The organism is Microcystis sp. M144S2 (assembly GCF_020246065.1).
Classification (GTDB): domain Bacteria; phylum Cyanobacteriota; class Cyanobacteriia; order Cyanobacteriales; family Microcystaceae; genus Microcystis; species Microcystis ichthyoblabe_A.
In genome coordinates this window covers 1-14,294 of sequence record NZ_JADBTR010000118.1, presented here as the reverse complement: position 1 = coordinate 14,294, position 14,294 = coordinate 1, and the positions used below count along the sequence as shown (strand labels likewise).

At 43.0% G+C, this 14,294-nt stretch carries 14 protein-coding genes; 8 read left to right on the top strand and 6 right to left on the bottom strand.

Translation table 11 applies throughout. The annotated features are described in order from the left end of the window. Both IM462_RS14095 and IM462_RS14090 read right to left on the bottom strand, forming a co-directional pair. The gene (locus tag IM462_RS14095) at window positions 1–2,010 is read right to left on the bottom strand and encodes a primary-amine oxidase (protein WP_287701185.1); all 2,010 of its coding nucleotides are present in this window, start codon (window positions 2,008–2,010) and stop codon (window positions 1–3) included. A 346-nt stretch (window positions 2,011–2,356) separates the two neighbouring features. Next, on the bottom strand, window positions 2,357–3,007 hold the full coding sequence (locus IM462_RS14090; RefSeq protein WP_004268876.1) for a nitroreductase family protein: 651 nt from the start codon (window positions 3,005–3,007) through the stop codon (window positions 2,357–2,359). Between the two features lie 461 nt (window positions 3,008–3,468). Between IM462_RS14090 and IM462_RS14085 the strand changes: the two genes are divergently transcribed. Beyond that, complete coding sequence (locus IM462_RS14085) at window positions 3,469–4,893, top strand: PP2C family protein-serine/threonine phosphatase (protein WP_287701186.1); 1,425 nt, start codon at window positions 3,469–3,471, stop codon at window positions 4,891–4,893. 28 nt (window positions 4,894–4,921) lie between these two features. Here the strand turns inward: IM462_RS14085 and IM462_RS14080 are convergent, their stop codons facing one another. Further along, entirely contained in the window at window positions 4,922–6,163 is a 1,242-nt protein-coding gene (locus IM462_RS14080) for an AmpG family muropeptide MFS transporter (RefSeq protein WP_287701187.1), read from the bottom strand. Between the two features lie 306 nt (window positions 6,164–6,469). On the opposite strand from IM462_RS14080, the gene IM462_RS14075 reads away from it, so the two are divergent. From IM462_RS14075 to arsS, 3 genes are all read left to right on the top strand, one after another. Beyond that, the gene (locus IM462_RS14075) at window positions 6,470–7,090 is read left to right on the top strand and encodes a GNAT family N-acetyltransferase (protein ID WP_287701188.1); all 621 of its coding nucleotides are present in this window, start codon (window positions 6,470–6,472) and stop codon (window positions 7,088–7,090) included. A gap of 356 nt (window positions 7,091–7,446) precedes the next feature. After that, the gene (locus IM462_RS14070; protein WP_287701189.1) at window positions 7,447–8,859 is read left to right on the top strand and encodes an LCP family protein; all 1,413 of its coding nucleotides are present in this window, start codon (window positions 7,447–7,449) and stop codon (window positions 8,857–8,859) included. Between the two features lie 122 nt (window positions 8,860–8,981). Beyond that, window positions 8,982–9,959, top strand: a complete 978-nt coding sequence (gene arsS / locus IM462_RS14065; RefSeq protein ID WP_287701190.1) for an arsenosugar biosynthesis radical SAM (seleno)protein ArsS — start codon at window positions 8,982–8,984, stop codon at window positions 9,957–9,959. Between the two features lie 127 nt (window positions 9,960–10,086). Here the strand turns inward: arsS and IM462_RS14060 are convergent, their stop codons facing one another. Together IM462_RS14060 and IM462_RS14055 are read right to left on the bottom strand one after the other, a co-directional pair. After that, a complete protein-coding gene (locus tag IM462_RS14060; protein ID WP_002770501.1) occupies window positions 10,087–10,359 on the bottom strand; it encodes a DUF3143 domain-containing protein in 273 nt (90 codons plus the stop codon). Between the two features lie 5 nt (window positions 10,360–10,364). Further along, on the bottom strand, window positions 10,365–10,859 hold the full coding sequence (locus IM462_RS14055; protein ID WP_287701191.1) for a J domain-containing protein: 495 nt from the start codon (window positions 10,857–10,859) through the stop codon (window positions 10,365–10,367). Window positions 10,860–10,907: 48 nt separating this feature from the next. On the opposite strand from IM462_RS14055, the gene IM462_RS14050 reads away from it, so the two are divergent. From IM462_RS14050 to IM462_RS14035, 4 genes are all read left to right on the top strand, one after another. Next, window positions 10,908–11,471, top strand: a complete 564-nt coding sequence (locus IM462_RS14050; RefSeq protein ID WP_287701192.1) for a thylakoid membrane photosystem I accumulation factor — start codon at window positions 10,908–10,910, stop codon at window positions 11,469–11,471. A gap of 270 nt (window positions 11,472–11,741) precedes the next feature. Beyond that, window positions 11,742–13,304 carry an iron uptake porin gene (locus IM462_RS14045; protein ID WP_287701193.1) on the top strand — a complete coding sequence of 521 codons (1,563 nt, stop codon included), beginning with the start codon at window positions 11,742–11,744 and terminating at the stop codon, window positions 13,302–13,304. A gap of 305 nt (window positions 13,305–13,609) precedes the next feature. After that, window positions 13,610–13,816 (top strand): hypothetical protein, encoded by a 207-nt coding sequence (locus tag IM462_RS14040; RefSeq protein WP_002763776.1) that lies wholly within the window; start codon window positions 13,610–13,612, stop codon window positions 13,814–13,816. Further along, entirely contained in the window at window positions 13,806–14,189 is a 384-nt protein-coding gene (locus IM462_RS14035; RefSeq protein ID WP_287701194.1) for a putative toxin-antitoxin system toxin component, PIN family, read from the top strand. The genes IM462_RS14040 and IM462_RS14035 overlap by 11 nt, the downstream gene beginning before the upstream one ends. On the opposite strand, the gene IM462_RS14030 is transcribed toward IM462_RS14035, so the two are convergent. Then, window positions 14,182–14,294 (bottom strand): transposase (locus tag IM462_RS14030; RefSeq protein ID WP_036400142.1); only part of this gene is annotated, 113 nt, incomplete at its 5' end. The two genes, IM462_RS14035 and IM462_RS14030, sit on opposite strands and share 8 nt — an antisense overlap.

The window sequence follows — 14,294 nt, the reverse complement described above, 5'->3', positions numbered from 1 at the left end:
TTAATTTAAAGAATCCTCTAGGTTATTTTTCGGGACATTCAAAACAGGATTTTGGTCAAAGAAACCCCAAGACATAATCTTAAAACCTGCTGGATGTACGGTCATAATTGGCCATTCTTCCGGACGAGGAATATGGGTAACACCGTAGGTGTACCAGACGACTAAATCCTCATTGTCGAGAGATTCATTATCAGCAGTATATTGCGGTAAACCTCGGCCTTTTTTGCCTTGATTGGGATAATCTCCCGCTGCATAAAGCTCGTTCGCTTTGTAACGAGTTGCCCAAAAATGATGGGTAGCAAATTCACCCCGTTGACGAGAATCCGCTTGGAAATTGGGATAATAAATTGAATTTGCCGATGGCATTAACATATAACTTGTCGGCATTCCTAGGGAGTTTTTCTGATTCTTATTCATTACCATCCAAGCGCGACTTTCAGCTAAATTCACATCACGAATTGCCTCGGATTCTTGCTGAAGATTTCTTTCTGACATAGTGAAGGCATTACCAAAGGGATTCTTTTCTGGTGATAAAGTAGAAACCTTCATTTCAGTAACAGAATTTTTAACCCCATCCACATCGAAATCAAGACGAAAATTTAAGAAGTGCTGATGATTAATCGCTTCCACATTTGCCGCTACTAATGTCCCAAATTGGTCGCCATGATTATGAGCATTAGTGACATCATGAGTCGCTTTAGCTAACATAATTCCCGTTAAATCGCTGCGCTGTTCTAAAGTACCATCTTCATGAAAAATCCAGTTAATTCCATAGTCATAATTACCGATAGCAGCCACGGTATTAACCACTAATTGACGGGCGCGGCGACCTTCAAAAGTTTCCGTGTTAAAATCATAATGTCGCCAGAGAATTCCCGCATCCTTTTCGTAAATACCGATAAGATTTTTCCCGAGATAAGGTTCCCCATTATCATCAGCAAACAAGGCATTTAACAAGACAGTATTTTCGGGAACATCATTACCTTTATCCAAGGGAGTAGATAGCCAACCAAAACGATATTCTCCCACATCAAAAGCACTACGAACCGCCCATTCTCGCGAGGTATCGGAGTAGGGAACTACCATTTCTGAGAGTCCTGCACGATACAAAATTATTCTATCTTTACCTTTATCATTGTAGGTAACTAGATAAAGAACTAACCCCTCTCTTGGGTGCATGAGATAACGAAATTTCCAATTTTGCCAGCTAACTTCGTTACCCCTAATTTGAAAAGTTGTCCCCTGCGGTTGTTGAATTCTTAAAGGTTTTAGAGCTTTTTGAAGGGGTGAAAGGGTTTTTTCATCGTAATCAAAATTGGCTTTTGAGAAAGGTACAATCCCAGTATCTCGCACTTCAAATACTTGGCGATTATTTAAATCTACCGTCACCGACAAACCTTCAATTGGTGCGCCATAATAATTACTGCGATCCTTGCCTTTATAGTAAGTAATTCCGCGAATTAAGCGCTTTCCCGATGCTTGTTCTTTCTCGCTCATCATCCCAGGGGCCCAACCGTCAATGATGACGTTTTCAAAGTCAGCAATCCCGCGTTTTTTCATAGCTTCTTGCCAACGAATATCGGCTTTGGCTACTTGATCGAGAATTTCGTATTCTTCATCTAACAATGGTGGTTGTCCCGTCGATACTTCTTGCCATGAGATAATTTTACTCGCTTTGGTATCGACAATAGCCTCATAGGTTTTATTCAGTCTGGGTTCCAGAATTACTAAAAAAGCCTGACGAGCAATAGCATCTCCTTTTTTAAAGTTTAAAACAGTTTGCTTATCGGGTTCTTGTAAAGAAATATTAGGAAATCTGGCGAACTCTGTCAGGGATTTTTCTTTTTTAACCACAGTTACCGCCATTTTAATCTCATTTTCTGTGAGGGGATCGAGAGGATGGCTAATCCCTGGGGATTGGGCGAAAGTTTTCCCAAAAATTAAGATCACTCCGCAGCTGATTACAAATAAAATCGTCAGTGGCCGCCACCATGAGTATTTTTTCAGCATAGAAATCTCTCGATAAGGCTAAAAGATGGTCAATCCTAGACATGATAATCTGGGATGTCATAATTAACCTTATATCTTTTCAAAAAATTAAGATCGATGTCGGCTGTATTAGCGCGGCGTGATGCACATCAAATTGTTAATTTTGCCACACTACAATATTAGAAAAATCGGCGTTGCTGAATCAAGCTATGAATGTCAACCGTGCCATCCTATCTAAAAGTTAGTTTGCCAGAAGATTCCTATCTCAAATCAGCAACACCAACTCCTGCAAACCGACACCGACACCCACCCCCAAACCACCGGCCAAAACAGCGCTCAAAACGAGATTAAATCCAGTTAATAGAGTTTAGATTTGATAGGGATTACCCAAGCGATCCACAAAAACATTGTAATCTAAGGGTAAACGCCCCGGATTAAGCCGTGGTTCCGCCGCGTAACCGATGGGAACAACAACAGCGATCGCCAGATGGGGATGATCGGCAGCACCGATCACAGCTTTTACCTTGTCCTCGATCCAACCGTTGAGAAAACAACTAGATAAACCGAGACTTTCGGCAGCTAAAACCAGATGAGTAGCGGCGATCATGGCATCTTTAATCGCGTATTCCCGGGTTTTTTCGCCCAAATCCTTTTGAAATCCCGGGATTGCCTGTTTGAAATATTTTACCGTGCCTTCGCTCCAGGCACCTGTACTGAGAGCCTGTTCATAGATAGGAGTTAGATCTCCTCCTCCTGCGGCAGCATCGGCAGCGAAAACAAAAGTAACCGGCGCTTGGATAATTTGCTTTTGTCCCCAAGCGGCCTCGGCTAAAGCGGCCTTTTGTGCCTCATCTTGTACTAAAATAATTCGCCAATCTTGGATGTTGAAACTACTAGGTGCGGCAACGGTTAATTCTACTAGGGTTTTCAGCAGTTCTGGGGCGATCGGATCGGTGGTAAAATTTTTAATAGAACGACGTTGATTAATCGCCGTGGGAACATCGAGAGGCAAGGTCATAAAGTCAGTGGATCAAGTTAAATACTTCTAATTATTATAAGGTCAGGTTATCAGCCCTAGACTTCGGTGTGACAAAACAGAAATGGGGTGCATCTCACATTTGCAGAAATACCGACAATCAGCAATTATCAGTGACTTTTAAATGATGACAAATGTATCAGCATCTCCGTGTAAGCATCCCACCGAAAAACTAATGCGCTTCGGGGTTTGGGGGGTAGAAGCCCCCAAAAGCTGGGATTGAGTGATAAAATCGCAAGTAATGCCCAATTTTAAAAGAGAGTTTCCCCTGAAAAATCCCAACTTAGTAGATTGACAAAAATGAGATGCACCCACAGAAACAGTAAAACATCGGGGTTAAATTGTGGCAGTCAGGAAAAGATCGACTATACTGTTAAACTTAAACAGGTCATAACCCAATGACCATCTAGCTATCATCATGTCACCGCCACAAAGATCATTTTATGCTTTCTGAGCCGGAACCGAGCGACACCCTCACCACTCCCACCGTCAATATGGGCGATCACAGTACCGATATCAAGCCAATTTTAGCCTTAAAAGAGTTGGTCGCCAGTTTATATCGCGAACAAAACAAAGTTCAAAATCTCTTAAGTTCCCTCGGTTTTGCCCTGCGGAGTTTCAATAATTTAAACCAATTCCTCGATCTTACCCCCTTGATGGCCGCACGAGTGGCGGATGCGGAGGGAGGAGCGTTGATTTTGAGCAAAAATAACGGTCAAGTAGCCCTCGATCAACTCCATTGCCAAGATAATCAAATTAATGGGGAACTACGCCGACAATTAGAGGCAATTATCCGACAATTAAACCAAGAAGCGACACTTGAGAACAAAAATAATCGATCGCTTCTCGATAGTCTCGACCATCAGATCCGGCAAACTCTCGGACAGGGTACGCAGGTTTATAGTACACCTGTTTTGGTAAAAAATAGTGAGCGGGGGCGTTTATACGTTTTCAGTCGCGATCCCGATTATGGTTGGACCCCCACCCGTCGTAAACTGTTGCAGCTAGTGGCCGATCAAACGGCGGTAGCTATAGCTAATAATGAATTAACGGTCGAATTACGGGCCAAGGAACGTCAGGATCGAGAGTTAGAAATCGCTTCCGAAATCCAAAATCGTCTTTTACCCCGGCAATGTCCGAAAATTCAGGGGGTAGAATTGGCAGCCCACTGCCAAACAGCCAATCGCGTTGGGGGCGATTATTATGATTTTATCCCCTGCAACTACGATCAATTTAAACCAGCAACGGAGGCGGAAAGGGAAGCTAGTACCGCCCCTTGGAGTATAGTCATCGGTGATGTCATGGGTAAAGGTGTCCCAGCAGGATTATTGATGACCATGACCCGGGGAATGTTGCGAGCGGAAGTGTTAAATCGTCACTCCCCAGCCCAAATTTTGCGTCATCTCAATCGGGTTATGTATGCCGATCTCGATAATTCTCATCGTTTCGTGACATTATTTTATTCCGAGTATGATCCGCTGACGCGCCGTCTTGGTTACAGTAATGCTGCCCATTATCCCACCCTCTGGTGGCGGGCTAAAACGGGAGAGTTAGAGTCTCTCGACACGGAAGGGACATTAGTGGGTTTAGAGGCCGATTCTATCTATGACGATGCCCAAGTGCAATTAGAAGCGGGAGATACGCTGATCTATTATACCGATGGCTTTACCGATGCAGTCAACTCGAAAGGGGAAAGATTTGATCAGAAAAATTGGCTATCGGCAGTTAAAGAAGCCTGTCAACAGTACAACGATCCCGAACAAATTCTCGAATATTTATTTGGGAAAGTTGCCGCTTTTACCGGGTTGCAAAATGACGGTGGCGACGATATGACTTTAGTAGTTATGCGAGTGAAATCGGAGGAATAAATCATCACTTCCTAGCTCATAAATTAGCTTAATCCTGCTCTTGCCAAGGAGCAAATAAAGGCAATAAAGCTAACCCGGGTAAAGCGGCAATTACCGTGATTAAAAAGAACCACTGCCAACCGATCGCCTCAGCTAAAACTCCGGCGGGAGCCACCAAAATATCGCGACTAAAGGCCATTAAACTTGATAAAAGGGCGTACTGAGTAGCGGTAAAACGAGCATTACAAAGACTCATTAAAAAAGCCACAAAAGCGGCAGTGACTAAGCCACCGCAGAAGTTTTCAATATTAATAGCTAAGACCATAAAAGGATAATTTTGCCCTAAATTTGCTAGAATAAAATAGGCTAAATTACTAACAGCTTGCAACAGACCAAATATCCAGAGCGATCGATTAATTCCCCAACGACTTAACAGGGAACCACCTAATAAAACTCCCACCATAGTTGCTATCATGCCCATGCCGCCTTGGATCGCCCCGATATCGGTTTGACTGAAACCAGTTTTTAAGAGAAAAGGAGTCACCATATTATTAACTAAAGCATCCCCTAAACGATAGAGAACAATAAAGGCGAGAATGCTGATTCCTTGACCTATTTGATAGCGTTGAAAAAACTCTTGGAAAGGCAACCAAACCGCCTCTAAAAGAGTTTGGGGAGTATCATCTCTAGGGGGAGTAGCTGGGGCGAAAAAAGACCAAATAATCGTTAAAGCCATCAATCCAGCTAGGAAAAGATAGACGAGCGGCCAGGGAAAGTGATCAGCTAAAATTAAAGCGATCGAACCAGTTAAAATTAAAGCCAAACGATAACCTAAAACCCCGATCGCTACCCCGGCACCCATCTCCCATTTTTCTAAAATATCTGTGCGATAGGCATCGTAGGCAATATCTTGAGTGGCACTAAAAAAAGCGATCAGTAAAGCATTAATTGCCAATAATTCCAAAGATTGTTTTGGTTGTTGAAAAGCCATAAAACCAATCGCTAAAGTTAAACAAACTTGAGCGATTAAAATCCAACCGCGACGACGACCAAGAAAAGGAGGAACATAGCGATCGAGTAAGGGAGACCAAAGAAATTTGAGAGAGTAGGGGAGGGTAACTAAACTAAATAAACCGATCGATTTCAGATCAACTCCTTCGGTGGTCATCCAAGCTTGCAGGGTGCGACTGGTGAGCAACAAGGGTAATCCAGAAGCAAAACCTAAGAATAACAAAGCCGCCATTTTTTGACTGCGGAACACTTGCAAATAAGCGGAAATTTCTTTGATCATGGAGGGGATAGGAGGATAGATTAGATTAAAGAATATAGTTAATTGACCCAAAAAGAAAGAGATTAGTTCTGACCGGCATCATCCCATATTAACCACTGCCCGGAGATCAAAAAAAATTCTAGAAAAATGGCGGTCTTTCCCCCAACTGGGGCTATAGGCAGTAGAATGGATGAGATTTTGATTCAGTAGTCTTGAAAAATTGCGGTCTTCTCCCTAAGATAGATGCTTAATTCCCCCAACTAAATCCCACCCCTATCTACCCTTCCCGGATAAGGACTGCCATCCCCACCTTCCCTCCCGACTCCTGTGATTAAAGTGGACTCCTGTTTTATCTCATACCTATTGTCTCATTCCTCCGACTCGGAAGCGACCGGTGACACTGCCGCCATTACCGTCGAGGTGCGTTTGGCCCAAAGCCAAGATCTAAAAAGCTTGGCGGAAATTCTCACCGATAGTTTTTTCCCCACGGCCAATTATTGGTCTTTTCTGCGTCCTATCTTTAAATTAGGCATTTACGAGGACTTACGGGGACGATTACGCGCCGACACCCCTTACTATCACTGTCTGGTAGTCAGTCAAACCAGCGTCACCGTCACGGGTCCTCAGGAAATTATTGTCGCTACGGCGGAAATCGGCTTAAAATCCAGTTCTTTTTTAGCTGTTCCCATTCCTTATATTTCTAATTTAGCCGTTAGTCCCGATCGCCGGCGTGCTGGTCTGGCCCGGAGATTGCTGCTCAAGTGTGAACAGATCGCTAGAGAATGGGGGTTTGAGGAACTTTCCCTCCATGTTCTCAATAATAATCTAGCAGCCCAGTCACTGTACTTAAGTAGCGGTTATCGTCTGCAAAAAACCGACGGTTGGTTGATCAATCGGTTATTTAATCGACCACAAAAGTTATTTCTGCACAAAAAAATCAGCCAATGAGGAGACTCCGAGACAGGTTTTAGGGGTTGGGGTGTTGCGGTTTTAGTTCAATTTCCCCACTCCCCCACTCCCCCACTCCCCCACTTCCCCACTCCCCCACTCCCCCGCTTCCCAATTCATAATTCATAATTCATAATTCATAATTCCCACACCCCGCTCCCACGAAACAAACCCTAGATATTTCGACAAAATTGCGATGCCGAAGAACTATAAGGAAAAATTCTGCTATATTATCTGCTAACTCTCTAGAAAACCCGATTAGTTTAATAATCTTTTCCGGTTATCTGAGAAAACAAATAGTTTATCTCTTTAAATATGGTTTTAGGGAGATATTTAGTGATTGTGTGAGGCAATTTGTGGTTAATAAGACGAAATCAAGGCTTAAAAGCGGAAAATCAAGCAAATTAGCGGCTAAACCTGTTAAAAAGCGGCGATTGTCGGGTAAATGGTTCCTGACAGCCCTAGGCTTAACTGGCTGCGCCCTAGTTTCCGCTACGGCGGGGGCTATGTTAGCTGTGTCTCTCTCCTCCACACCTTTGCGACAAGCTGCTCTTAGTCCCGAAGAAGCCGCCGCTTTTAACAATCAACAGGCCATATCCTATGAAAATCTGCAACTTCCCGCCCTCAACCGCCCCGTTAATATTCTGGTAGTTGGCGCGAAAGTGTTGACATCCGATGTCAAGGAGGCACAAACCCCAGATCTGGGTTATCATGCCCCGGTTAATTCCTTGGATGGTTTAACCGATACCATGCTGTTACTGCGTTTTGACCCCCAAAGACAGAAGTTAACCATGCTTTCCATCCCCCGGGATACCCGCACCGATATCGAGGGTTACGGGGAGAAAAAAATCAATCAAGCTAACGCCCTTGGGGGACCTGCTTTAACGGCGGAAACGGTTAGTCATCTTTTAGAAGGGGTCGCTATCGATCGCTATGTTCGCATTAATGTGCAGGGTGTGGAAAAATTAATTGATGCTTTGGGGGGGGTGACGGTATATGTTCCCAAAGACATGAAGTATCAAGATTTTAGTCAACACCTCTACATTGACCTGAAAAAAGGGGAACAACACCTCAACGGCGAGAAATTCCTCCAGTTTGCCCGTTTTCGTTACGATGCTAAAGGCGATATCGGTCGTATCCAACGACAACAGCAATTAATGCGGTCTTTAGTGGAACAAACCCTAAAACCAGCAACTTTACTGAAAATTCCCGATATTATCGAGGTTATCCGCACTCATATCGATACTAATCTTAGTTTAGAAGAGTTACTCGCCCTAGCCGGTTTTGCCTCCAAAACTCAGCGCACTGATGTGCAAATGCTACTCCTACCCGGAGACTTTAATGGTGATGGTCGGCAAGGGATCAGTTATTGGTTGCCCAATCAAAGTAAAATTCAAGAGCTAGTGGCTCAACATTTTAACCACGGCTCTTTTATGGCTGACATTGAGGAAACCACGCAACCGACTCGCATAGCTGTGGAAGATAGCATCGATAATCCAGAAGCGGTGCAAACTCTAGTCAGATATCTGCGCTCATTGGGTTATGAAAATGTTTTTGTCTCTAAGTCTTCATCGCCAATTCTAGAAACTACCAAAATTATTGCTCAAAAAGGGGATGATTCCCTGGCTGCTGCCCTGCATAATAGCCTTGGTGTCGGGGAAGTTTTGGTGGAAAGTACAGGAAATCTCGCTTCTGATGTGACGATTAAAATCGGTCAAGATTGGCAAGAAAAATCAGCTAATCTTTCTGAGCTATCCCCTGGCAACTAAGAGAAAAATCAAGTTTATCTGAGTTAGGAGTTGAGTTACCCATTGACAAAAAACTCATCCATTATCAGTTATCATTGATTAGTGATTCTGTTTACTAATTACTGATTAGTGATTACTCTCCCATGATTCCTTTTTTTGAGAAACTAAAAACTCCTTTAACTAAGCAAAAAATCTCGGTTCTGCAAATTAATTTAGGGAAAAGATGTAACCTTGCTTGTAGCCATTGTCATGTGGAAGCTAGTCCAGTTCGCTCCGAAGAAATGACTCCAGAAGTATGCGAACAAATTATCGAACTGATCGAAAGATTTCCCCAAATTAAAACCGTCGATCTGACTGGCGGCGCTCCAGAAATGCTCTACGGTTTTAAGCCAATTGTGGAAACCTCTAGAAAAGCTGGGAAAGAGGTAATCGTGCGCTCGAATTTAACTATTTATTTCGAGAAAGGATTTACTGATATTCCTGAATATTGCGCTGCCCATCAGCTGCGGGTGGTGGCTTCTTTACCCTGTTATCTTGCCGATAATGTGGATAAAATGCGCGGTCTGGGAGTTTATGATCGATCGATTGCTGCTTTACAATGGTTAAACCGTCTCGGCTATGCTCAAGAGCCGAATTTGATGGTCGATTTAGTCTATAATCCCCAGATTCCTAAGTCAGAGAATTTTTCTCTCACACCGGATCAGGTATCCTTAACACGGGATTACAAAAAGTTCTTGCAAGAACATTTTAATATTTCTTTTAACAATCTGTTTACTATCACTAACCTACCCGTCGGCAGGACGCGCTTCCATCTGGAACACCGGCAACTCTATCAACCCTATCTTCAATTCCTTGAAGGTCATTTTAATGGTGATACTGTCGAACATTTGATGTGTCGTAATCAGCTTTCCATTGATTATTTGGGTAATATCTATGACTGCGATTTTAATCAGATGGAAGATCTGGTCGCTTGCACCGGTCAAGGCCAAAAATTAACCCTGCCAGATTTATTACAAGCGGGTACTTTAGAGCTAATTGCAGAGGTACAAACCGCTTCCTATTGCTACGGTTGCACTGCCGGCAGCGGTTCCAGTTGTGGGGGAGCTTTGATTGCAAACTGAACAAATGTACTGGATTGACAGCGTGCCTCGGAAAATTTAGTACAAATGCTCGGACTAGCTCTCCCTGCTACCAACTCCGCTGCTGTCTTAACGAGTAATCTTAGATAGTTAAAAGTTTAACCGATGATTAGGGACCGGAAAAAACCGCCGATTCGATATCTTGACGACTAAGGGAGTATTTAAAAGCGCGATTGATGTCACTGCCGTCATTGGCTGCCCGAAAGTAACGAACGGTGATTTCTTCGATATCGAGGCAGATTTCCGCTTTCCATGTCGGTTTTTCCACAGTCCAACAGTGGACATTCTCGGTATTTTTCCGACAACCTAATTTAACTAGCCATGCTTCGATCGCCGGTAAGGGATGATTATAGAGGGGAGTATCGGCAGTGGGAATCTTCATCGCATCTAAATCAAAAATAATTGGGCTACAGTGACGGCATTCTCTCCTCGAAGCATAGCAATAATCACCGCTAGTAACAAGCAGCCGAGCAGGGTGAGTGCCAAGATAAACAAAGCAAAAATCTCTCCCGAAGATAGGGGGCGATCGGTAGGATCGAGATAGGCGCTACGATTAGCTATGGGTTGATCGCTATCGGGGATAGTTTGGATGACATTCCAGCGCGAGTAACCTATCTGTAAATCATACAGGGAACGGCGATCGGGATTACTCAGGGTGGCATAAGCTTCGTTAAGACGCTGGAATTTAACCGTTGCCACTTCGGGGCTGAGTTCGGTAGTATCGGGGTGGTATCGTTTACTCAGTTCCCGATAGGCGCGTCGCACTTCGATCACCGAGGCACTCGGATGTAGTCCTAGAATGGCATAATAGGTATTGGCAAAGCGCGAGTTAGCGGCAATGACTCGCGAGGTGGTTTGGGAATTATCGCGCTCGAAGGTCACAAGATTTTTTACACTAAAAATTGTCTTAATATTTTAACCCTGTTGATCATGAAATCTCGTTATCGGCTGCGTCTTCAGATCTGTCTTGTCTTTCTCATTGTTGCTCTGACGAGTTGGTCTCCTTGGCTAACCTCTAGCGCCTATGCGGGGATCGATGACGATCGCCTCGATGGTAATATTTTTGTGGTCTATGCGGGGAATGGTTCCCTCGTACCACCGCGTCTAAATTTAGCGGAAACTTTTCAACGGAAAATTCCGGCTATTATTGTCTATTATCTGGATGATAGTAGTGATTGTAAGCGATTTGCGGCGATTGTCTCCCGTTTTCAAGAGTTTTACGGTCGCGCCGCCAGTATTATCCCCGTTACTGTCGATTCTATCCCCTTAAAGTCTTCCTATCGTCCCGATGAACCGGGTTACTATTATCGTGGTGGGGTTCCCCAAACTGTGGTTTTAGACCAACAAGGTAAAGTGGTTTATGATGGTTTGGGCAATGTTAAATATGAAGATGTGGATGATGTCTTAAGAAAGGTTTTTGATCTTCTGCCTCGAACGCAATCGCTGGAGTTAAAAAGACGCTCTTTTAACGAGTTTAACGCTGAATTGCGCTAGTTACCCCTTTTTTATCCTCAATTGAACCAAAAATAATCATTTAGAGATGCTGTCAGCAGCGTCTCTATCTTGTTTGTAGGAACAATAAAATTATTTACTTATTGCTTTTATTATCATTTAAGATTTATTTTAACCAATAAATGCTAGACAATTCAGATTTTATCTGGAGTAACACTTGAAAAATATTTGCAACAGTGCCAGACTAGAAAAAGTTTGCTAACCTGATTATACTGAGAACAATAATCATTCTTGTAGGTGTGGGAACCAGCAATGAAAATCAAGCAAAATTTCCTAACAGCAGCGATATTACTGGGTTTTTCTGGTCCGGTACTGGCTAATAGTCTCGAAAACCTCTCTAGTAACCCCATGGCACAGGTAACAAGTGTCAATCAATTGCGGGATGTTTCTCCCACCGCCTGGGCGTTTGAGGCCTTAAGAAGTCTCGTGGAGAGGTATGGTTGTATAGTAGGTTATCCTGACCGCACTTTTCGCGGTGAACGCGCTTTAACTCGTTGGGAATTTGCCGCGGGGTTGAATGCTTGCTTAAATACCCTAGAAAGATTGATTCAGGAAGGAGTAGCGGTATTAAAAGAAGATCTAGACAGAATTAAGCGATTAGTCAGCGAATTCGAGACAGAATTAGCGGCATTGGGTGCTAGGGTTGATAACTTAGAAAATCGAGTCGCTTTTCTGGAAAATAATCAATTTTCCACCACTACTAAATTAACTGGGGAAGTGGTGATGGCATTATATGGGGTAGCCACAGGGGAAAAAAACGGTGGTGAAGGGATTCCCCAAGTGCCAGCTTTTGGTTATCGGGCCCGTTTAGAATTAAATACTAGCTTCACAGGCAAAGATTTACTCTATACCCGTCTAGCAACGGGAAATATTGCCGATTTAGCCGATACCACGGGAACTTTTGAAAGCACCTTAGCCTTTACCCAACCGGACGGCAACGATTTACTGCTAGAAGTTTTAAACTACAGTTTCCCCCTAACGGACAATATCCAACTCTGGTTAGAAGCGACGGGAGGTGCTAAAGATGACTTTACCAATACCCTCAACTTTTTGGATGGAGATGGTGCTAGTGGGGCGCTTTCCGCTTTTGGTACCCGCAATCCCCTTTATTTTGCCCCCGGACAAACTGGACTCGGTTTACAGGGTAATTATGGGGCTTTGCAATTCAGCGCCGGTTATCTTGCCGGGGATGCTAACGATCCTAACCCGGGAGCGGGTTTATTTAACGGCTCCTATACTGCCCTAGGGCAGCTGGGTTATGTTCCTAACGAGAATTTTGGCATTGCTTTATCCTACTTTCATGGTTATAACCAATTAGATACGGGAACGGGAAGCCAGCGCTCGAATTTCCGATTTTTCACCGAAGAACTATTCGGGGAGGCTGTCCCGACTATTAATAATAGTTTGGGTTTACAATTCACTTGGCGAATTGTCGATGGTTTTGTCCTCGGTGGTTGGGGGGGTTACACAAAAGCTGTCACCCTTAGCACCTTAGATGGACAACTAGAACGCGGGGATTTAGATATCTGGAATTGGGCGGTAACTTTGGCTTTTCCTGATTTATTTAAGGAAGGAAATACCGCTGGTATTATTGTTGGTATGCAGCCCTGGGTGTCTAGTTCTAGTATTCGATTAAATGATGGTAGTTCCACTAATGATCCCGATACTTCCTTTCATATCGAAGGATTTTATGAGTGGAAACTCACCGATAATATTGCCCTTACTCCAGGGGTAATCGTGATTACTTCTCCTAACTCAAATAACAACAATTCCACCTTAGTTATCGGCACTATCCGCACGACTTTTACTTTCTGATTTATCTAGGCAGCCAGTCAGAAATAAAGATAAAGTATGACGGGATTTGACATCATTTCTCCACTGGCTGCTGTTCCAGCGTTTCCCACTCTAAACTAACTAAATGAAGGGGAATTTATGGTATTTTTAGAGACAATTTAGCCTACTTTTGTGGTTTCTTTTTCGGTGGATTTAGAGGGTTTTAGTTTACGCTTCAGGGTTGAAGTTGTGGCGAAGAGGTCGAGGACGATTTGAGTAACACTGTTAAATGTGATTAAATAAACTACAATGAAAGTTGAAGATACACCTAGTTACCTAGTTAAGCCATGAAACAAGTTCTCAAAAATATTAAGGTATCGGAGATTCCTACACTAATCGCTCAGTTAGGTCTTTCTCCTGAACAAGAAGTTAATCTGACGATTGAGGAAAATTCAGAAAGTCTTATCTCAATTATGGATAAAGTCGGTAAAAAGGCTCAAGCTAAAGGTTTGACAGAAGATAAACTAACAGAACTATTAGTAGATGAATCCTAATCGAGTTGTTATAGATACCAATGTTTTTATTAGTGCTTTACTCAATCCCCTAGGAACACCCAAAAAAGTAATCAATATAGCAGTCAGTCAATTTACTATTCTCCAGAGCGAGGCAACTTATCAAGAATTGGCAACGAGAATAAGTAAAAAGAAATTTGACAAATATTTAGAAAAAGATGATAGGTTAGATTTCTTGTCGTCTCTTAAAAATAGGAGCTTATTTGTTGATATATTGCATGAAACGAGAGTTTGTTCCGATTTAGATGATAATAAATTCTTAGAATTAGCCGTGTCTGGAATGGCGCAATACATCATAACAGGCGATAACGATCTTTTAATGGTTCTTCCGAACTTACCATGTAAAATCAACTAGCAAAATGCCAATTTAATAAACATCTAAGACTAAAGTTTTTAAAGTTTCTAAATCCATAGCCTCTCCTTTTAATCACCTTCAGTTTATTATTAATTCCTTCCACTG

What these genes read in the sequence shown, in the direction of transcription:
- IM462_RS14095 (WP_287701185.1), bottom strand. Translation starts at nt 2,010, where the DNA reads ATGCTGAAAAAATACTCATGGTGGCGGCCACTGACGATTTTATTTGTA.
- IM462_RS14090 (WP_004268876.1), bottom strand. Translation starts at nt 3,007, where the DNA reads ATGACCTTGCCTCTCGATGTTCCCACGGCGATTAATCAACGTCGTTCT.
- IM462_RS14085 (WP_287701186.1), top strand. Translation starts at nt 3,469, where the DNA reads ATGCTTTCTGAGCCGGAACCGAGCGACACCCTCACCACTCCCACCGTC.
- IM462_RS14080 (WP_287701187.1), bottom strand. Translation starts at nt 6,163, where the DNA reads ATGATCAAAGAAATTTCCGCTTATTTGCAAGTGTTCCGCAGTCAAAAA.
- arsS (WP_287701190.1), top strand. Translation starts at nt 8,982, where the DNA reads ATGATTCCTTTTTTTGAGAAACTAAAAACTCCTTTAACTAAGCAAAAA.
- IM462_RS14060 (WP_002770501.1), bottom strand. Translation starts at nt 10,359, where the DNA reads ATGAAGATTCCCACTGCCGATACTCCCCTCTATAATCATCCCTTACCG.
- IM462_RS14050 (WP_287701192.1), top strand. Translation starts at nt 10,908, where the DNA reads ATGAAATCTCGTTATCGGCTGCGTCTTCAGATCTGTCTTGTCTTTCTC.
- IM462_RS14045 (WP_287701193.1), top strand. Translation starts at nt 11,742, where the DNA reads ATGAAAATCAAGCAAAATTTCCTAACAGCAGCGATATTACTGGGTTTT.
- IM462_RS14040 (WP_002763776.1), top strand. Translation starts at nt 13,610, where the DNA reads ATGAAACAAGTTCTCAAAAATATTAAGGTATCGGAGATTCCTACACTA.
- IM462_RS14035 (WP_287701194.1), top strand. Translation starts at nt 13,806, where the DNA reads ATGAATCCTAATCGAGTTGTTATAGATACCAATGTTTTTATTAGTGCT.